This is a genomic window from Flindersiella endophytica, assembly GCF_054779015.1.
Window position 1 is genome coordinate 371,132 of record NZ_BAAGYY010000013.1, and the last position, 19,964, is coordinate 391,095.

The following is a 19,964-nucleotide window of genomic DNA, read 5'->3' on the forward strand; positions in this document are numbered from 1 at the left end:
CTAGGCGTCCTCCCCCGCCGGATCCAGCGAGCCGTGGACGACGGTGCCACGGCTCAGCACCGCTTCCACGGTGAGCCGTTCCGACAGCACCACCAGGTCGGCGTCGAGGCCCGGCCGCAGGCTCCCGGTCCGGTCCCCCAGCCCGAGCAGCGTCGCGGGCGTGGTCGCCGCCGCGGTCGCGGCCTCCACCAGTGACAGCCCGACGCAGCGCACGGCGTGCCGCACCGTTGCGTCCATCGTGAGCGTGCTGCCCGCGAACGTGCCGTCGGCCAGCCGGACCTCGCCGCCGCGGGCGAACACCGGCACCGGCCCGAGCCGGAACTCGCCGTCGGTCATGCCGGCGGCGGGCGTGGCGTCGGTGATGAAGGCGATTCGATCCGGTCCTGCGGCGTTGACGGCGACGCGGACGGCCTCCTCGTGCACGTGGAAGCCGTCGTTGATCAGCTCACAGACCACGTTGTCGTCGGCCAGTGCGGCGCCCGCGGGCCCGGGATCACGGTGGTGGAACTGCCGCATGCCGTTGAACAGGTGGGTGGCCAGCCGCGCGCCGGCGGCGAACGCCGCCCTGGCCTCGTCGTAGCTCGCGTCCGTGTGGCCGACCGCGGCAATCACCCCGCGTGAGACCGCGTCGTGCACGAGGTCCAGCCCGCCCGGCAGCTCGGGCGCGAGCGTGACCACTCTGACGTGGCCGGAGCCCGCGTCCAGCAGGTGCCGCAGCCCCGGGCGGCTCGGCGCCAGCAAGTGGTCGCGATGGTGCGAGCCACGCTTGGCGGGGTTCAGGAACGGACCCTCGAGGTGGATGCCCGCGACCGAGTCCGCCCGGTCGTCACCGTCCATCAGCCCGGCGATCGTACGGACCGCGGCAGCCATCCTGTCGAGCTCGTCGGTGACCAGGCTCGCGAGCGTACGAGTCGTGCCGTGCCGGCGGTGGAACGCGATCGCCCGCAGGATCTCGTCCGGATCGGACGTCGTGATCTGGGCGCCGCCACCGCCGTGCATGTGGAGATCGACGAACCCCGGCAGGACATAACGCCCGGACAGGTCGAAAACGTCGCCGTCGACCGGAGGCACGTGGCCCGCGCCCACGGACACGATCCGCTGACCGGCGACCGTGAGCCAGCCGGGATCCAGCACTCGCCGCGGCGTCACGACGCGGGCGCCCACGAGTGCGTACACGATTGGAAAGTCTAGGAGTGGGTGTTGTCCAGCAGGCGGCGGAACAGGTTGGTCAGCCTGCCGGGCTTGCGCCCGTTGCCGTCGACCGGCCGCTCCCTGTGCTCGGACCCCTCGGCGTACGGCTGGAAACTGCCGCTGTGGGGGTACGGAACTTCGTGCTTCTCACGCGCGGTGGTGCTCATTTGAGATTGCCTCTCGGTGGTTCTGGCCCGACCCCCCGAGCGGTAAAACCCCAGTGTCTCCGCCCGGTTCGAACCGACCTCGAAGCATACGTACGGTGAACACCATCGCGCCAATAGCGGACGGCGAGCGTATGACTACGACCGCAAGGCGTTGGCGATCTCCTGCGCGATGCTCTCGGCACCCAGCCCGATCTCCTCGAGCAGCGCGGGCCGCTTGGCGTGGTGCAGGAAGCGCTGCGGGATGCCCAGCACGCGCAACGGCGTCGAGACGCTGCCGTCGGCCAGTGCGACCGCGAGCGCGGCGCCGCAGCCGCCCGTACGCCCGCTGTCCTCGACCGAGACCACCAGCTGGTAGCCGGCGGCCATGCGCACCAGTTCGGGGTTGACCGGCTTCACCCAGCGCGGGTCGACGACGGTGACGCCGATGCCCTGGTCGTCGAGCAGCTTGGCGACGTCGACGCCGGTGCGTGCGGTGGCGCCGTTGGCGACCAGCAGCACGTCCGCGGCGCCGTCACGGCTGAGGATGTCGACCCCGCCGACCTGCTCGACGGCGGCGATGTCGGCCTCGGCGGCGCCCTTCGGGAATCGCAGCACGGTCGGCCCGTCGGAGACCTGGACGGCCTCACGCAGCAACTCCTTCAGCCGCTCGCCGTCCCGCGGCGCGGCGACCCGCAGACCGGGCACGACCTGCAGGATCGACAGGTCCCACATGCCGTTGTGGCTTGGCCCGTCCTCGCCGGTGATACCGGCCCGGTCGAGTACGAACGTCGCCCGGCACCTGTGCAGCGCGACGTCCATCAGCAGCTGGTCGAACGCGCGGTTGAGGAACGTGGAGTAGATCGCGACCACCGGGTGCAGGCCGCCCATCGCGAGCCCGGCCGCGGAGGTCACGGCGTGCTGCTCGGCGATGCCGACGTCGAAGAACCGCTCCGGGAACTCCTCGGCGAAGGTGTTGAGCCCGGTCGGGAACTGCATCGCGGCCGTCACGGCCACCAGGTCCGGGCGCTCCCGGCCGATCTCGAGCAGCTCCTGGCTGAAGACGCTGGTCCAGGTGCCGGCGCGGTCGGAACGGATCTGGTGCAGACGGTCCTCCTCGTCGCGCTCGGCGACGTCGTAACCGCAGCCCTTCTTCGTCACGCAGTGCACCAGCACCGGCCCGCCGAATCCCTTCGCCTGCCGCAGCGCGTGCTCGACCGCGACCCGGTTGTGCCCGTCGATCGGGCCGATGTACTTCAGGCCGAGGTCCTCGAACAGGCCCTGCGGCGCCAGCATGTCCTTCAACCCGCGCTTGACGCCGTGCAGCACTTCGTAGACCGGCGGGCCGACCAGCGGCGTGCGGCCGAGCGAGGTCTTCACCAGGTCGAGCACCTGCTCGTAGCGGGGGTTGGTACGCAGGGCGTTGAGGTGCTCCGCGATGCCGCCGACGGTCGGGGTGTAGGACCAGCCGTTGTCGTTGATCACGATGACGAGCGGGCGGTCCTTGGCGGCGGCGATGTTGTTGAGCGCTTCCCAGGCCATGCCACCGGTGAGCGCCCCGTCGCCGACGACCGCGACGACGTTACGGTCCTCCTGGCGTAGTTCGTAGGCTTTTGCCAGGCCGTCGGCGTACGACAGCGCGGTCGAGGCGTGGGAGTTCTCGATCACGTCGTGCTCGGACTCGGCCCGGCTCGGATAACCCGAGATGCCGTCCTGCTGGCGCAGCGTGTCGAAGCTGTCGCGGCGGCCGGTGAGGATCTTGTGCACGTACGCCTGATGGCCGACGTCGAACAGGATCTTGTCGGTCGGCGACTCGAACACCCTGTGCAGAGCGATCGTCAACTCCACGACGCCGAGGTTAGGGCCGAGGTGCCCGCCGGTCCTCGAAACCGTGGCGACGAGCAGGTCGCGCACTTCCTGGGCGAGGTCGTCGAGCTCCTGGTCGGAAAGGTTGTCGAGGTCGCGTGGTCCGTCGATCCTGTTGAGCACACTCATGCTGTTGGACTCCTCCTCGTAACCGACGCGACAGATCCGAGTCTAAGTTGCCCGCGAGTAGGCCCGCCTACCGTGCTCAGTTTCGCCTCAGGTTCTCCACGGATCCGCCTCAAGTCCGTCACACTCCTGCCAGCTGTCCGAGCGGCCTCGCGCGTACGGCCGCCCAGCTTGGGCCTTCCCGTTTCGGCCGGTCAGGGCACCAGGCGTCAGACCGCTCTCATCATCGGACGGGCGCTGCCCAGGGTCTTTGCGGGCTCACCGCATGTGAGGAGTTTCACGAGCCAGATCCGGCCATCGCCGAGCACACACCCACGCTCGAGGCGAAATGAAGCCCTGAAAAACCCTTGGCAGCCGGCCCGCGGTCACGGGACCGGCTGCCAAAGCCAGGTTCACAGCGCTGATCCTATCCCTTCAGCGCGCCCGCCATCAGCCCGCGCATGAAGAACCGGCCAAGGATGATGTAGACCAGCAGCGTCGGCAGGGAGGCGAGGATCGCCGCCGCCATCTGCTGGCTGGGCTGGACCACCATCGAGCCGGCCAGGGTGTTCAGGGTCACCGTCGTCGGCCAGTTGTCGGAGTCGGTGAGGAAGACCGCGAACAGGAAGTCGTTCCACAGCGACGTGAACTGCCAGATCACCACGACCGCGAACGCCGGCGCGGAGTTCGGCAGGATGACCTGCGCGAACGTACGCAGCATCCCCGCACCGTCCACCCGCGCCGCCTCGATCAGCTCGTCGGGGATCGTCGCGAAGTAGTTGCGGAAGATGAGCGTGCAGATCGGGATGCCGTAGACCACGTGCGCCAGCATCAGGCCGTTGATGCTGCCGTAGAGATGCAGCGTCGTCATCACCTGCAACAACGGGATCATCACGGCCTGGTACGGAATGAACATCCCGAACAGGAACAGCGTGAACACCACGTCGGCGTACGGGAACCGCCACTTCGACAGCACGAAGCCGTTCAGCGACCCCAGCGCCGCCGAGATCAGCGATCCCGGAACCGCCAGCCGCACGCTGTTCCACAGGCCCGGCGCCAACGCGTCCCACGCGGCCTTCCAGGCCTCGGTCGTCCACGCGAGAGGGAGGTTCCACGCCCGCGTCGGGTCGTCGGACTCCACCAGTGGCTTGAAGCTCGTCACCAGCAGGACGTAGACCGGGATCAGGAAGACCACGACGAACGCCAGCAGCACCACGAGCTTCACGACCTGCGGTCGTTTTCCGGTACGGCGCGCACTCGCTTGCCCAGCTGGGCGTTCCAGGACTGCCGTCATGAGCGCCTCTCCGTCCGTACCGACCAGACGAGGTACGGGATGATGAACAACGCGACCGCCAGCAGGAGGTACGTGCCGATCGTCGCGCCCAGGGCGTCGTCGTGCCGGTCGAAGACCGCCTGCCACATGTAGACCGCGGGCACGTCGGCGACGATCTGCTGGCCCGCGACCGCCACGATCAGGTCGAAGACCTTCAGCGAGATGTGGCCGAGGATGATCAGCGCCGACAACGTGACCGGACGCAACTGCGGCAGGACGACGTAGCGGTAGACCTTCCACTCGCTGCAGCCGTCGACCCGCGCGGCCTCCCGCAACTCGTCCGGAACGCCGCGGAAGCCCGCCAGGAACAGCGCCATCACGTAGCCGGACATCTGCCAGATGGCGGGGATGGCCATCGCGGCCATCCCCCAGTCCTGGTTCTGCCACCAGTCGTTGGCCAGGAACCCCAAGCCCAGATGGCCGAACAGTGCGTTCAGTCCGACCGCACGCTCGGCCGGAGCCGGGTTCATCAGCCAGCGCCACACGATGCCGGTCGCGATGAACGAGATCGCCATCGGGAACAGGTAGATCGTGCGGAAGACGCCCTCGCCGTTGATTCCCTTGTCCATCAGGAGCGCGAGGAACCACCCGAGCAGGAGAGCGCCACCCACGAACACGACCGTGAACAGGACAGCGTGCTGGACGGCGAGGTTCCACCGCTGGTCCGACCACAACCCGGCGAAGTTGTCGAAGCCGACGAAGGTCGTCGGGTCGAGGTCGGAATGCTTGCCGGACAAGGCGACTCGGACGTTCCAGCCGATCAGGCCGTAGACGAACACGCCGATCAGGATGATCGACGGTGACACCAGCAACAGCCCGGGGATCCAGCTCCTCCAACGCCTTCGCCAGACCCCGGGTCGTGCTGTTGTCGTCGTGCTACGTCCCGCCGTGCTCTGCCGCCCGCTCACGTCGGTCTTGGACATGTCAGATCTGGCCGCTGTTCTGAGCCGCGGTGACCAGACCCTCCTGGAGCTTGGCCACGTCCTTGCTCTGCAGGAACAGGCCCAGCTGGCTGTCGATGTCGGTGTGCCAGCGGTTGTTGGCCGTCACCCCGTGCCAGTACGAGCCGGCGAGGTCGTCCTTCTTCCACTCGTCGAGCGCCCAGGCGAGGTAGTCCTTGTAGAGCGAGGTGTCGGCGTCCTTGCGAGCCGGGATCGAACCCTTCTTGGGGTTGAAGAGGTCCTGGCCTTCCTTGCTGCTGGCGACCTCGAGCCACTTGATCGTGCCGGCCCGGTTGGGCGCGCCCTTCGGCAGCGTGAAGCTGTCGGACAGCCACATGTACGTGCCATCGGTGCCCGGCGAGGCAACCCAGTCGAAGTCCTTCTTCGGGGTCTTCTTCAGGTCGCCGGTGAAGTAGCCGTAGGCCCAGTCACCCATGATGTTGAACGCGGCCTTGCCGTCGACGACGTTCTTCGCGGCGACCTGCCAGTCGGTCGAGGCGGCCTCGCTCTGCGCGTAGCCGACGATCGTGGCGTAGTTCTGCAGCGCCTTGGTGACCTCGGGGCTGCCCCAGTCGGCGCCCTTCTGCCACAGCTTGTTGTAGCCGTCGGTGCCGAGCGAGCCCAGCAGCACGCTCTCGAGCAGGTGGTCGGCGGTCCACTGCGCACCAAGCGAGATCGGGATCTTCTTGGTCTTCTGCTTGATGGTCTTGAGGTCCGCGACGAACTCGTCGACGGTGGTCGGCGGCGCGGCGATGCCGGCTTCCTTCAGCACGGCAGGGCTGTACCACAAGACGTTCGACCGGTGGATGTTGACGGGAACGGAGTAGACGTGCCCTTCGTAGGTGATCTGGTCGATCAGCTGCTGCGGGAATGCCTGGTTGAGCTTCTGGGTCTTGTAGAAGTCGTCGAGCGGCTCGAGCTTGCCGGACTTGATGTAGTCGAAGAGCTCGGCGCCGGCGTGACCCTGGAAGGAGTCCGGGGGCTTGTTGGCGCGCAGGCGGCCCGCGAGCACGTCCTGGGCATTGGTGCCCGACCCGCCCGCGACCGCGGAGTTCTTGATCTTCATGCCGCTGTTGTCGGCTTCGAACTTCTTGATCAGCTCGGCCAGACCGGCGCCTTCGCCACCTCCGGTCCACCAGGAGAAGATCTCCACCTGCTTGCTGTTCGCCTGGGTCTTCTGCCCGTCGTCACCACATGCGGCGAGCGTCATCAACCCCGCTACGGCCAGCAACGCTGCCAGCCGTCGACCCACGTTTCTACGCATTGACCTGCCCTTCCTTTAGGTCGGCATATTGTCTGCCGTCGGCAGGAGCTGGATCTGGATCTGGTTCGCCTTCGATTCCGCCTTCGAGATCCAGCCCGTCCGAGGGCAACGCGCCTCCGAGAACGGAGGAGGCGTTTCCGTGCACTTCTTCGGCCGCCAGCACCAGGGCTCCCAGTACCTCGGCCCGATCCGCGGTCTGTGCCGCGATCACTGGAGTCTTCGCCACCGAGATCACGGCGTACCGCGCCATCGCGGCACGCAGCGGCTCGATGAGCAGTTCGCCCGCGGCGGCGAGGTCGCCACCGACCACCACGCGCTCTGGGTTCACGACGTTGCACAGGTTGGCGGCGACGAAGCCGATGTGGCGGGCCGCGTCGGCCAGCACCCGCCGGCAGCCGCCGTCGCCTTCGACCGCGCGGGCCACGAGATCCTCGACCGTACGCAGGTCGGGGTGGCTGTGGCGGAGCAGCTCGAGGAGGTACGGCCCGCCGACCAGCGTCTCGAGGCAGCCGCGGTTGCCGCACGAGCAGATCGGCCCGGTCTCGTCGATCGTGAGGTGGCCGATCTCTCCGGCGCTGCCGGCGTGGCCGCGGTAGACCCGGCCGTCCATCACCAGGCCGGCGCCGAGGCCCGTCGCGGCCTTGATGTAGGCGAGGTTGCGGGCGCCTCTCCCGGCGCCGAACACGAGCTCGCCCCGGGCCCCGAGGTTGGCGTCGTTGTCGGCGTACACGGGTACTCCCAGTCGTTGACCTAGATCATGCCTGGGTTCGATGCTCGTCCAGCCAGGCAGGATCGGCCAAGAGTCCAACGCACTGCCGTCCACGGGCAGAGGGGCCGGAAGTCCGACGCCGGCCGCGCGGATGTCCTTGCGGACGCGGCCGATCTCCGCGAGCAGCTCGTCGACCAGGCTTTCGGCGGCGGCGAACGCCTCGCTGGAGGCCGCGCCGACGTCGCAGCGTTGCTTGCGTTCGGCCAGCACGGTGTAGCGCAGGTCGGCGATCGCGGCGCGAATGTGGCGGTGGCCGAAGTCGAGGCCGAGTACCAGGCCGTTGTCGGGCCGGATGCGTACCTCCTGGGCCCGGCGGCCGCCGCGTACGCCTGGTGCGACCTCGACAGCGCCGAGCGCGCAGAGGTGCTTGACGATGTTGGAGACCGAGGCTGGTGACAGGCCGGTGGCGCGCGCGATCTCCGCCTGGCTGAGGACGCCACGTTCTCGGACAGCGTGGAGAACTCGCTCGACATTCGCCGCGCGCAACGAGGCCTGGGAACCGGGTCGCGGATGCACCCTCGTAGGCAACTACCGACACATAGTTGTCGTCAAGAGTTTACGAAAAAAGAGCTGAAACGACTTACCATGCGTTCACGCTCTGAAGGTTGCGTTTCTGTCGGTGCTGGCTTCTATGCTGTCCGCCGTGACCACCACACCTGCCCCCACCCCGGGCGTGCACCGCGTCCCCGGTTGTCTCTTCTGCGAGATCGCGGACGGTGCGCGGCCGGCTCATGTCGTGTTGGACGAGCCAGAGCTGCTGGGGTTCCTCGATGTCCGGCCGGTGTTCAAGGGGCACGTGCTGCTGATCCCGCGTTCCCACGTCGACACACTGCTCGACCTGCCCGCGGGGTTGCGGTCGCCGTTCCTGGAAGCGACCCAGCGGCTGGCGCTGGCGATGGAAGACGGACTTGGCGCCAAGGGCTCGTTCGTGGCGACCAACACCAAGGTGAGCCAGAGCGTTCCGCACTTCCACATGCACGTGGTCCCGCGTACAAAAGGGGATGGATTGCGCGGTTTCTTCTGGCCACGTACGAAATACTCCGGCGATTCCGAGGCCGCTGACTATGCCAAACGGATCGGTGAAGCCTTAAGCTGACGTTGTGTCACTGTTTGGCCGGAACCGGACCAAGCCGTGATCGAAACGTGAACCTCGCACGGGGGTATCGATAGCGTCTGCGACCGAACTACACACACGACGCAGAACCCGGACTTCCGACAGCGAAGGGTGGCCAGTCGTCATGGGCCAGGTCCGTCCCAGAGCAGCGGTGCTCTCCACCATCGGCGCAGCGGGGATCGGCGCCAGCGCATACTTCGTGTGGCTGACCAGCCGCACACCAGAACAGATACCGCTGCGGAAGCTACTGTTCGTCGGCGACGTGACGGGAGACGCGACCTCCTACTGGCAGTCGATGGCCGCGCCTCTGGTCGTCATCAGTGCCCTCTGCCTGATCGGTGCCCTCGCCCTGTCGCGGCTGGTGCTCCTGATCGGCCTCCTCCTCGGCGCGACCACCGTGGGGCTGTGGGTCGCCACCGACCTGCTCGACGTCGAAGGCGGACTACAGCTCAACAGCATCGGGCGCACCGTGGGCGTGGGCGCCTGGGTATGCCTGGGCGCATTGGTAGTCCTCCTGATCGGCCTGGTGTCCCTACGCAGGCGCGGTGACGAAGAGGACGAGGAATACGACGAAGAAGAGGACGAGGGCCTCACCCGCCCTGTGCCCCCACGCACCACCGACCTCGCCCCCAGCGCGACGCCGTTCAGCCCGCTCCCGAAGTCGTACCAGAACGACGACTAGGGGTGTCCTGTAAGTGTCGGCGGATAGCGAGGACGCCCGGCGACACTTACAGGACACCCCCTAGCACCACCGGATCCGCGGAAGCGGCCTCGGAACTGCACCGTCGCCGGGCGGCTGGGTAGGAGCAGCCGGCCGGCGACGGCACGTTCGAATCGCGGCGGTTACGCCATCAGCGGTCGCTCGGTGGGCGGGATCGGGGCCGGCAGTGCCGTCTCGCCGCCGCGGAGCCAGGCGTCGACGCCGGCCGCGCAGGCACGGCCTTCGGCGATCGCCCACACGATCAGGGACTGGCCGCGGCCCGCGTCGCCGGCGACGAAGACCCCGGGAACGCTGGTCTCGTAGGACGACGAACGCTTGATGTTGCCCCGCTGGTCCAACTCGACCGCGAGCTGCTCGAGCAGCCCGGTCCGCTGCGGACCCACGAAGCCCATCGCGAACAGCACCAGCTCGGCTGGGATCTCCCGCTCGGTGCCCGGCACCGGCTCGAACTTCCCGTTGGCGAACTTCACCTCTGCCAGCCGCAGCGCGCGCACGTTGCCCGAGGAGTCTCCGAGGAACTCGGTCGTCGACACGGCGTAGATCCGGTCACCGCCTTCCTCGTGGGCGGACGACACCTTGAACGTCATCGGGTACGTCGGCCATGGCTGGTGCCCCGGCCGGTCCTCCGACGGCCGCGGCATGATCTCCAGCTGCGTCACCGACGCCGCACCCTGCCGGTGGGCCGTGCCCAGGCAGTCCGCCCCGGTGTCACCGCCACCGATGATGACGACGTGCTTGCCGGTCGCGGTGATCTGGTCGGCGACCGTCTCGCCCGCGGCCACGCGGTTCGCTTGCGGCAGGTAGTCCATCGCCTGGTGGATCCCACCCAGCTCGCGGCCGGTCACCGGCAGGTCGCGCGCCACCGTCGAGCCGATCGCCAGCACGACCGCGTCGTACCGCTCGCGCAGCTCCGCGCCGGTCAGGGCGGACCCGTCGAAGTCGCCGCCGGCGGTGCCGCCCACGTCGACGCCGGGCCGGAACACCGTGCCCTCCGCCTCCATCTGCGCCAGCCGCCGCTCGAGGTACTTCTTCTCCATCTTGAACTCGGGGATGCCGTAGCGCAGCAGCCCACCGATCTTGTCGGCCCGCTCGTAGACCGCCACCGTGTGCCCTGCCCGCGTCAGCTGCTGCGCCGCCGCCAGACCCGACGGCCCGGACCCGACGACGGCCACCGTCTTGCCGGTGAGCCACTGCGGAGACGACGGCCGGACCCAGCCCTCGTCCCACGCGCGGTCGATGATCGAGACCTCGACGTTCTTGATCGTGACCGCGCCGCCGGTGGTCTTCTCGTCGATCGCGAGTACGCAGGCGGTCTCGCACGGTGCCGGGCACAGCCGCCCGGTAAACTCCGGGAAGTTGTTGGTCGCGTGCAGCCGTTCGATCGCCGCCTGCCAGTCGTCGCGCCAGACCAGGTCGTTCCACTCCGGGATGAGGTTGCCCAGCGGGCAGCCCTGATGGCAGAACGGGATGCCGCAGTCCATGCAGCGGCCCGCCTGCTTGGAGATGATCGGCAGCAACGACCGGCCGATCCCGCCTGCGGGGTAGACCTCGTTCCAGTCCCGCACCCGCTCGTCGACCGGCCTGCGGTGGGCACCCTCTTTCGGGGTGGTCAGGAAGCCCTTCGGGTCAGCCATGCGCGGCCTCCATGATCGCCTCGTTGACGTCGCGCCCCTCGGCCTGCGCCTTCGCGGTTGCCTGGAGTACGCGCTTGTAGTCCTGCGGCATCACCTTGCCGAACCGCTCCACCGCCGACGACCAGTCGGCGAGCAGCGCGGCGGCCACCGGCGATTCCGTCTCCTCGTGATGCTGGGTGACCAGCCGGTGCAGCAGCTCGCGGTCCTCGTCGGTCAGCGGGTCGAGGTCGACCATCTCGGGGTTGACCCGCCGCGAGTCCAGGTCGAGGACGTACGCGACGCCGCCCGACATGCCGGCCGCGAAGTTGCGCCCGGTCCGCCCGAGCACCACCACCGTGCCGCCGGTCATGTACTCGCAGCCGTGGTCGCCCACGCCTTCGACGACCGCCGTCACGCCGGAGTTACGGACGCAGAACCGCTCGCCCACCAGGCCCCGGATGAACAGCGAGCCGCCGGTGGCGCCGTAGGCGATCACGTTGCCCGCGATGATGTTCTGCTCCGCGGCGAACGTCGCCGACCGGTGCGGCCGCACCACGACGTGCCCGCCGGACAAGCCCTTGGCGAGGTAGTCGTTGGTGTCGCCCTCCAGCCGCAGCGTAATCCCGTGCGGCACGAACGCGCCGAACGACTGTCCCGCCGAGCCGGTGAACGTCAGGTCGATGGTCCCCTCCGGCAGGCCTTCGCCGCCGTACTTCTTGGTGACCTCGTGCCCGAGCGTGGTGCCGACCGTGCGGTTGACGTTGCGGATCTCGAGCGAAGCCCGCACCGCCTCGCCGCTCTCCAGTGCGTCGTGGCAGAGCTGGATCAGGTGGTTGTCGAGCGCCTTCTCCAGGCCGTGGTCCTGCTCGGTGACGCAGCGCCGGGCGGCGCCCTGCGGCAGGTCCGGGACGACGAAGATCGGCGAAAGGTCGAGCCCGCTGGCCTTCCAGTGCTCGATCGCGTCGGTGACGTCGAGCATCTCGGCGTGCCCGACCGCCTCGTCGAGCGTACGGAAGCCCAGCTCGGCGAGGTATTCGCGGACCTCCTCGGCGATGAACTCGAAGAAGTTGACGACGAACTCCGGCTTGCCGTTGAACCGCTTGCGCAGCTCGGGGTTCTGCGTCGCGACACCGACCGGGCAGGTGTCGAGGTGACACACCCGCATCATGACGCAGCCGGAAACCACCAGCGGCGCGGTCGCGAACCCGAACTCCTCCGCGCCCAGCAACGCCGCGATCACGACGTCGCGGCCGGTCTTGAGCTGGCCGTCGGTCTGGACCACGATCCGCTCGCGCAGGCCGTTGAGCAGCAGCGTCTGCTGGGTCTCGGCCAGGCCGAGCTCCCACGGACCGCCGGCGTGCTTCAGCGACGTCAGCGGAGCAGCGCCGGTGCCACCGTCGTGACCGGAGATCAGTACGACGTCGGCGTGCGCCTTGGACACGCCGGCCGCGACCGTCCCGACCCCGACCTCGGCGACGAGCTTCACGTGCACTCGCGCGGCGGGGTTGGAGTTCTTCAGGTCGTGGATCAGCTGTGCGAGGTCCTCGATGGAGTAGATGTCGTGGTGCGGCGGCGGCGAGATCAGCCCGACACCCGGCGTGGAGTGCCGCGTGCGAGCGATCCATGGGTAGATCTTGTTGCCGGGCAGCTGGCCACCCTCGCCGGGCTTGGCACCCTGCGCCATCTTGATCTGCAGGTCGGTGGAGTGCGTGAGGTACTCCGCCGTGACGCCGAACCGCCCGCTCGCGACCTGCTTGATCGCGCTGCGCCGCTCCGGGTCGTGCAGCCGCTCCGGGTCTTCGCCGCCCTCACCGGTGTTGGATCGCGCGCCGAGCCGGTTCATCGCGATGGCCAGCGTCTGGTGCGCCTCCATCGAGATCGAGCCGTACGACATCGCGCCCGTCGAGAACTTCTTCACGATGCTCTCGACCGGCTCGACCTCGTCGATCGAGATCGGCTCGCGCAGGCCGTTGTTGAGCCTGAACAGCCCGCGCAGCGTCATCAGGCGCTGCGACTGCTCGTCGACGCGCGAGGTGTACTGCTTGAAGATGTCGTAGCGCCGCTCCCGCGTGGAGTGCTGCAGCCGGAACACCGTCTCGGGGTCGAACAGGTGCGGCTCGCCCTCGCGCCGCCATTGGTATTCGCCGCCGATCGCGAGCCGCCGGTGCGCCGGAACGGCGCCGTCGAGCGGGTACGCCACCCGGTGCCGCTTGCGGACCTCCTCGGCCAGCTGGTCGACGCTGACGCCACCGAGCCGTGACGTCGTACCGGTGAAGTACTTGTCGACGACATCGGAGCCGAGCCCGATCGCCTCGAAGATCTGGGCACCGGTGTAGGACGCGACCGTGGACACGCCCATCTTGCTCATGACCTTGAGCACGCCCTTGCCGAGCGCCTTCACCAGGTTGCGGACGGCCTTGTCGGGCCCCACGCCGTTGAGGAAGACACCCTCACGGGCGAGGTCCTCGACGCTCTCCATCGCGAGGTACGGGTTGACCGCCGCGGCGCCGTATCCGACGAGCAGCGCGACGTGGTGCACCTCGCGGACGTCGCCGGCCTCGACCACGAGACCGACCCGGGTGCGGGTCTTCTCGCGGATCAGGTGATGGTGGACCGCGCCGGTCAGCAGCAGCGACGGGATCGGCGCCAGCTCGGAGTTGGAGTGGCGGTCGGACAGGACGATGATCCGCGAGCCGTTGGCGATCGCGTTCGACACCTCGGCGCAGATCGCGTCCAGCCGGGCGGCCAGCGCCTCTCCCCCGCCGTCGACCTTGTAGAGGCCCTGGACGACGTGTGGTTGGAAGCCCGGGAGGTTGCCGTCCCTGTTGACGTGCAGGATCTTGGCCAGCTCGTCGTTGTCGATCACCGGGAACGGCAGCACGATCTGCCGGCACGACGACGCGCCGGCCGACAGGAGGTTGCCCTCCGGCCCGATCGTGCCGCGCAGCGAGGTGACCAGCTCCTCGCGGATCGCGTCCAGCGGCGGGTTGGTGACCTGTGCGAACAGCTGGATGAAGTAGTCGAACAGCAGCCGCGAACGGTCCGACAGCACGGCGACCGGCGTGTCACTGCCCATCGAGCCGATCGGCTCGGCGCCCTTCAGCGCCATCGGCGCGAGCAGCACGCGCAGCTCTTCCTCGGTGTAGCCGAACGTCTGCTGCCGGCGGCCGACCGAGGCGTGCGTGTGGACGACGTGCTCCCGCGGCGGGAGCTTGTCGAGGCTCAGCAGGCCAGCGTGCAGCCACTCTTCGTAAGGCTGCTCGCCCGCCAGCGTCTGCTTGATCTCCTCGTCCTCGATGATGCGGTGCTCCGCGGTGTCGACCAGGAACATCCGGCCGGGCTCGAGGCGGCCCTTGCGAACGATCGACGCCGGGTCGAGGTCGAGCACGCCGACCTCGGACGCCATCACGACCAGGCCGTCGTCGGTGACCCAGTAGCGGCTGGGACGCAGGCCGTTGCGGTCGAGGACGGCGCCGATCTGGGTGCCGTCGGTGAACGCGACCGAGGCCGGTCCGTCCCACGGCTCCATCAGGCAGGAGTGGAACTCGTAGAACGCGCGCCGCAGCGGGTCCATCTCGGCGTGGTTCTCCCACGCCTCGGGGATCATCATCAGCACGGAGTGCGGCAGCGAGCGACCGCCCATCTGCAGCAGCTCGAGCACCTCGTCGAACGTGGCCGAGTCGCTCGCGCCCGGCGTGCAGATCGGGTAGAGGCGCTTGAGGTCGCCGGGGATCAGGTCGCTTTCCAGCAAGGCTTCCCGGGCGCGCATCCAGTTGCGGTTGCCCATCACCGTGTTGATCTCGCCGTTGTGAGCGATGAAGCGGTACGGGTGGGCCAGCGGCCAGGACGGGAACGTGTTGGTCGAGAACCGCGAGTGCACCAGGGCGATCGCGCTGGCGACCCGGCTGTCGGACAGGTCCGGGAAGAACGGCTCGAGCTGACTCGTGGTCAGCATTCCCTTGTAGACGATCGTTCTCGACGAGAAGGACGGGAAGTACGCCGGCGTCTCGTGCTCCGCGCGCTTGCGCAGCGCGAACGCCTTGCGGTCCAGAGCGAGTCCGGACGTACCCGCGGGGTCGCTGACGAAGACCTGCTTGAACCTCGGGAGGACGGCTCGCGACGTCTTGCCCAGCAACTCCGGAACGACGGGGACCTCGCGCCAACCGGCGACGGTCAGGTCCTCCTCGGCGGCCAGCGCCTCGATCCGGGCGATGACGTCGGCTTCTGCCTCGTCGTCGTCGGGCAGGAAGGCCGTGCCGACGGCGTAGTGACCGGCCGGCGGCAAGTCGAACGGAGCGACGGCACGCAGGAACGCATCGGGCACCTGGAGCAACATGCCGGCACCGTCACCGGAGTCGGGCTCGGCGCCGGAAGCACCACGGTGGTCGAGATTGCGCAGGGCGGTGAAGGCGTGCTCGACGATCTGGTGGCTCGCTTGGCCACTCAGCGTCGCGACGAACGCGACACCGCATGCGTCGTGCTCGAACCTCGGGTCGTAAAGGCCTTGCTGGGTCGGCTGGGGGATGCCCTGCGGCGGGGGTATTCCGGGCATGGAGAACTCCCGTCGTCTGTTTGCATTTGGGGTGCACAAGGGACGACGTTGACCCCGGCGGTTTCGACGAGGCTATCAGACGCCGAACGATCATCCCACATAATGAGATGATTTCCGGTCTGGGCTGTCTCGTACCGTGGATTCTCTCTTAACGACCGGGAAATCTCCAAGGGTCTTGGGACCCTACTCAGGTTTCTCGGATTTGACCTCCGCATTAACTTTCTCGCCGTCGGCGGCCTCGGCCTCGTCGTCGGCCACCGGATCGGCCCGCTCACGGTCCGGGTCGGCGGCGGTGTCGCCGGGTTCGGCCTTCTCCTCGGAGCCGCCCTCGGACTTGTCGGAGTCGTCCGGCTCGGCCGCTTCAGCAGCGGCCTTCTCGGCTTCGCCGGGCGCCGTCGGCCGGGGCGGCTCGACGTCGGTCTCCACTCCCGGCCGCAGCAAGCCGGAGATGACGAGGTAGACGACCCCAGCGACGAACAGCACCATCGACGTCCACACGTTGAACCGCAGTCCAAGGATGTGATTGTGGACCTCGTCGATCCGCATGTACTCGATCCAGCCGCGACCGAGCGTGTACAGCGAGACGTACAACGCGAACCCACGGCCGTGCCCCAGCTTGAACCGCTTGATCGCCCAGAGCAGGACCAGGCAGACGCCGACGTCCCACAGGAACTCGTACAGGAACGTCGGGTGGAACGTGGCGTACTTCTCGTAGCCTTCAGGGCGGAAGCTCGGTGCGATCTCCAGGCCCCACGGCAGCGTGGTGGGCCTGCCCATCAGCTCCTGGTTGAACCAGTTGCCCCAGCGGCCGATCCCCTGCGCCAGCACGATGAACGGCACGACCGTGTCGGCCATCGCGGCCAGCGAGATCTTCTTGGTCCGGCAGCCGATCCAGGCACCGAGCGCGCCGAGCGCGACACCGCCCCAGATCCCGAGGCCGCCCTCCCAGACGTAGAAGGCCCGCCACGGGTTGGCGCCTTCGGCGAAGTAGAGCTGCCAGTCGGTGGCGACGTGGTAGAGCCGCGCACCCACCAGGCCGAACGGGACGGCCCAGATCGTGATGTCGTAGACCGTGCCGTGCTGGCCGCCGCGCTTCACCCACGCCCGGTTGCCCAGGACTGCCGCGACGATGACGCCGACGATGATGCAGAGCGCGTACGCCCGGATCGGGAGCGGGCCGAGGTGCCACACACCTTGCGACGGGCTGGGGATGAAGGCGAGGTTCACGCGGCAGACCTTACCGGGTTCGGCCGGCCCGCGTGGCCGGTGTCGGCCCTGCGTCAAGCCCTGCGTGAGACCCGGGGTGAGCCTCCAGACAGGCCACCGTCACTTCGCCTCCTGGACGAGCGTCCGGATGTCCTCCTCGAGGTCGCCCACCGGCGTGCCCTCGGGCCAGATCACCCGCCGCTGCTGGGCGGCGTCGAAACCGATCAGCTGGGCCCCGTGCCCGATCTCGTACCCCTCGCCGGTGTCCCGCCTCCCGGTGAGCGCGACACCGAGCGCACCGGTCACGTCGCGAAGCGTGGTGTCCGATCCGACCAGCCCGACGAACGCCGGGTCGAAACGGTCGAGGTAGCGCCGCAGCGTCGAGGGCTCGTCGCGTTCGGGGTCGACCGTCACGAACAGCACGCGGACGTGCCTGCGAACCTCCGGACCGACCCGGCGCAACGCCTGCGCGAGGTCGGCGACGACGGTCGAGCACACTTCGGGACAGTGGGTGTAGCCGAAGAACACCACGGTGACCGTCGAGCCCTTGGCCGCCGCCCGCAGCCGGAACGGACGGCCGGCGGTGTCGGTGAACGTCGCGTCGGGCAAGGCGACCTGCTCGGAGGGCACGCTCCCCCTCAGCTCGATCGTGGCAGCAGACTGCGCACCGACGGGCCGGGTAGCGGGCGCTGTGCATGCGGCGGCACCGAGCACCACCAGCACGCCGAGCACACCAATCCGTACAGCGAAGCCGGTCACGCAGGGAAAACCTCCGGGCACCCGCCCGAAGTTCCCCGCCACTCCGCCCCTGGCCCGCGAATGACCACGTTAACCACGCATTTAGCTGGTTAACCACGCCCCGGAGCGTGGCGAAGGTCCGCCTAGCGTGGTTAACGTGGTCATTCGCGGATCCGCCACACGTTGGCCCACGCGGCAGCGCCGCAAGAGGCACTGCGCCACGCTAGTAGGTGCCTCGCCACGGCCCGGGGCGTGGTTAACCCGCCAATTACGTGGTTAACGTGGTCATTCGCGGGGTTCTCGGGGTCGCGGGGGTGGCGGGAGCTCGGGCGGGCGGGTGGTCAGCGGCGGCGAACGCCCTCGGCGAGGTCGCGGGCCAGCTCGCCCACCGCCGCGGCCGCACCGGCCTCGTCGGAGGCGTCCAGGACACGCCGGACGAACGCCGATCCCACGATCACGGCGTCGGCGTAGGTAGCCACCTCGGCCGCCTGGTCGCCGTTGGACACCCCGAGCCCGACGCCGACCGGCAGTCCGGACACCGCACGCACCCGTTCCACCAGGTGCGGCGCGCCGGAGCTGGTCTGGGTCCGGGTGCCCGTCACGCCCATCACCGAGGCGGCGTAGATGAACCCGCGGCACGCCTCCGCCGTCAGCCGGATCCGCTCATCGGTCGACGACAGTGCCACTAGGAACACTTTGTCGAGTCCGTGCTGGTCGGCTGCGGCGAGCCACTCACCGGCCTCCTCCGGGATGAGGTCGGGCGTGATCAGCCCGGCACCGCCGGCCGAGGCCAGCTGCGAGGCGAACCGCTCGACGCCGTACCGCTCGATCGGGTTCCAGTACGTCATGACGAGCGTCGGCACGCCGAGCTTGGCGATCGCCTCGACGGTCCGCAGCACGTCAACGGTACGAGTGCCGGCGCGCAGGGCGCGGTCGGCGGCCTCCTGGATGGTCGGCCCGTCGATGACCGGGTCGGAGTAGGGCAGGCCGAGCTCGATGACGTCGACGCCGCCCTCGACCATCGCGCGCAGCGCGGAGATCGCGCCTTCGTACGACGGGTACCCGGCGGGCAGGTAGCCCACCAGTGCGGAACGCCCGTCCGCGCGCGCCTTCTCGATCGCCGCTCCTGCGCTCAAGAGGCGCTCCCCTCAGCGGGACCGGCTGCGTGCCGGCCTTCCGACGAACCGTTCGGCAGCAGGCCGAACCACCGGGCTGCGGTGTCCATGTCCTTGTCCCCGCGCCCGGAGAGGTTGACGATGATGATCGCCTCGGGCCCCAGCTGCTTGGCCAGCCGCAGCGCGCCCGCGACGCCGTGCGCCGACTCGATCGCCGGGATGATCCCCTCGGTACGGGTCAGCAGCTGGAACGCGTCCATCGCCTCGGCGTCGGTGACAGGCTCGTAGACCGCGCGACCGGAGGCCGAGAGGTAAGCGTGCTCCGGCCCGACGGCCGGATAGTCGAGCCCGGCCGAGATCGAGTGCGACTCCTTGGTCTGCCCGTCGTCGTCCTGCAGGACGTAGGTGCGGGCGCCGTGCAGCACGCCGATCTGGCCCTCGGTGATCGCGGCGGCGTGCCGGCCGGTGTCGACGCCGTCGCCGGCCGCTTCGTAGCCGTACAGCCCGACCGACTCGTCGCCGACGAACGCGGTGAACATGCCCATGGCGTTGGAGCCGCCGCCGACGCACGCGCAGACCGCGTCGGGCAGCCGGCCGAGCAGCTCCAGTGCCTGCGCCCGCGTCTCGTCCCCGATGCCGCGGCAGAAGTCGCGGACGATCACGGGGAACGGGTGCGGCCCGCCGACCGAGCCGATGAGGTAGTGCGTGTGGTCGACCGTGGCCACCCAGTCGCGTAACGCCTCGTTCATGGCATCCTTCAGCGTGCGGCTGCCGGTCTTCACCGGCACCACCTCGGCACCCAGCATGCGCATCCGCGCGACGTTGAGTGCCTGCCGCCTGGTGTCCTCCTCGCCCATGTAGACGAGGCATTCCAGGCCGAGGTAGGTCGCGGCCGTCGCGGCGGCGACACCGTGCTGACCGGCGCCGGTCTCGGCGATCACGCGCCGCTTGCCCATTCGCTTGGTCAGCAGCGCCTGGCCGAGCACGTTGCGAATCTTGTGTGCGCCGGTGTGGTTGAGGTCCTCGCGCTTGAGCAGGATCCGCGCGCCCGCGACCTCGGACAGCCGGGTGGCGTCGTAGAGCAGGCTCGGCAGGTTGCCGTACTCGCGCCCCATCCGGGCGAGCTCCGCGGTGAACGTCTCGTCCTGCTTGGCGTCGAGGTAGGCCTGCTCGAGCTCGTTGAGCGCGGCGACCAGAGCTTCGGGAATGAAGCGGCCGCCGAACGGACCCCAGTGCCCACTCGTATCCGGCCCGGCGAGACCCGCCGGGAGTGTGTCAGTCATGTGCCAGCTC

The 19,964-nt window shown here is 68.9% G+C and carries 15 protein-coding genes; 2 read left to right on the forward strand and 13 right to left on the reverse strand.

From position 1 onward, the window contains the following. The 7 genes from nagA to ACYVF6_RS14045 form a co-directional block, all read right to left on the reverse strand. Positions 1 to 1,176 carry an N-acetylglucosamine-6-phosphate deacetylase gene (gene nagA / locus ACYVF6_RS14015; protein ID WP_460521053.1) on the reverse strand — a complete coding sequence of 392 codons (1,176 nt, stop codon included), beginning with the start codon at positions 1,174 to 1,176 and terminating at the stop codon, positions 1 to 3. Positions 1,177 to 1,187: 11 nt separating this feature from the next. After that, complete coding sequence (locus tag ACYVF6_RS14020; protein ID WP_460521055.1) at positions 1,188 to 1,358, reverse strand: hypothetical protein; 171 nt, start codon at positions 1,356 to 1,358, stop codon at positions 1,188 to 1,190. A gap of 135 nt (positions 1,359 to 1,493) precedes the next feature. Continuing rightward, complete coding sequence (gene dxs / locus ACYVF6_RS14025) at positions 1,494 to 3,329, reverse strand: 1-deoxy-D-xylulose-5-phosphate synthase (protein WP_460521057.1); 1,836 nt, start codon at positions 3,327 to 3,329, stop codon at positions 1,494 to 1,496. 403 nt (positions 3,330 to 3,732) lie between these two features. Then, positions 3,733 to 4,599 carry a carbohydrate ABC transporter permease gene (locus ACYVF6_RS14030; RefSeq protein WP_460521059.1) on the reverse strand — a complete coding sequence of 289 codons (867 nt, stop codon included), beginning with the start codon at positions 4,597 to 4,599 and terminating at the stop codon, positions 3,733 to 3,735. After that, a complete protein-coding gene (locus tag ACYVF6_RS14035; RefSeq protein WP_460521061.1) occupies positions 4,596 to 5,444 on the reverse strand; it encodes a carbohydrate ABC transporter permease in 849 nt (282 codons plus the stop codon). Before ACYVF6_RS14035 ends, ACYVF6_RS14030 begins: the two co-directional genes overlap by 4 nt. A gap of 118 nt (positions 5,445 to 5,562) precedes the next feature. Next, entirely contained in the window at positions 5,563 to 6,843 is a 1,281-nt protein-coding gene (locus tag ACYVF6_RS14040; protein ID WP_460521063.1) for an ABC transporter substrate-binding protein, read from the reverse strand. Further along, entirely contained in the window at positions 6,836 to 8,128 is a 1,293-nt protein-coding gene (locus ACYVF6_RS14045; protein ID WP_460521065.1) for an ROK family transcriptional regulator, read from the reverse strand. Before ACYVF6_RS14045 ends, ACYVF6_RS14040 begins: the two co-directional genes overlap by 8 nt. 127 nt (positions 8,129 to 8,255) lie before the next feature. On the opposite strand from ACYVF6_RS14045, the gene ACYVF6_RS14050 reads away from it, so the two are divergent. Next, on the forward strand, positions 8,256 to 8,708 hold the full coding sequence (locus tag ACYVF6_RS14050; protein WP_460521067.1) for an HIT family protein: 453 nt from the start codon (positions 8,256 to 8,258) through the stop codon (positions 8,706 to 8,708). Between the two features lie 142 nt (positions 8,709 to 8,850). Beyond that, positions 8,851 to 9,408, forward strand: coding sequence for a hypothetical protein (locus ACYVF6_RS14055; protein ID WP_460521069.1), 558 nt, complete (start codon positions 8,851 to 8,853; stop codon positions 9,406 to 9,408). Between the two features lie 161 nt (positions 9,409 to 9,569). On the opposite strand, the gene ACYVF6_RS14060 is transcribed toward ACYVF6_RS14055, so the two are convergent. The 6 genes from ACYVF6_RS14060 to trpB form a co-directional block, all read right to left on the reverse strand. Then, complete coding sequence (locus ACYVF6_RS14060) at positions 9,570 to 11,081, reverse strand: glutamate synthase subunit beta (protein ID WP_460521071.1); 1,512 nt, start codon at positions 11,079 to 11,081, stop codon at positions 9,570 to 9,572. Further along, positions 11,074 to 15,612 carry a glutamate synthase family protein gene (gene gltB / locus ACYVF6_RS14065; protein ID WP_460521073.1) on the reverse strand — a complete coding sequence of 1,513 codons (4,539 nt, stop codon included), beginning with the start codon at positions 15,610 to 15,612 and terminating at the stop codon, positions 11,074 to 11,076. The genes ACYVF6_RS14060 and gltB overlap by 8 nt, the downstream gene beginning before the upstream one ends. Before the next feature lie 183 nt (positions 15,613 to 15,795). After that, positions 15,796 to 16,839, reverse strand: coding sequence for a prolipoprotein diacylglyceryl transferase (gene lgt / locus ACYVF6_RS14070; RefSeq protein WP_460521075.1), 1,044 nt, complete (start codon positions 16,837 to 16,839; stop codon positions 15,796 to 15,798). Positions 16,840 to 16,938: 99 nt separating this feature from the next. After that, positions 16,939 to 17,577 (reverse strand): SCO family protein, encoded by a 639-nt coding sequence (locus ACYVF6_RS14075; protein WP_460521077.1) that lies wholly within the window; start codon positions 17,575 to 17,577, stop codon positions 16,939 to 16,941. A 320-nt stretch (positions 17,578 to 17,897) separates the two neighbouring features. Further along, positions 17,898 to 18,692: a tryptophan synthase subunit alpha gene (gene trpA, locus ACYVF6_RS14080; protein WP_460521079.1), complete on the reverse strand. Its 795-nt coding sequence runs from the start codon at positions 18,690 to 18,692 to the stop codon at positions 17,898 to 17,900. Next, a complete protein-coding gene (gene trpB, locus ACYVF6_RS14085) occupies positions 18,689 to 19,954 on the reverse strand; it encodes a tryptophan synthase subunit beta (RefSeq protein ID WP_460521081.1) in 1,266 nt (421 codons plus the stop codon). Before trpB ends, trpA begins: the two co-directional genes overlap by 4 nt. Between the last annotated feature and the right edge of the window lie 10 nt (positions 19,955 to 19,964).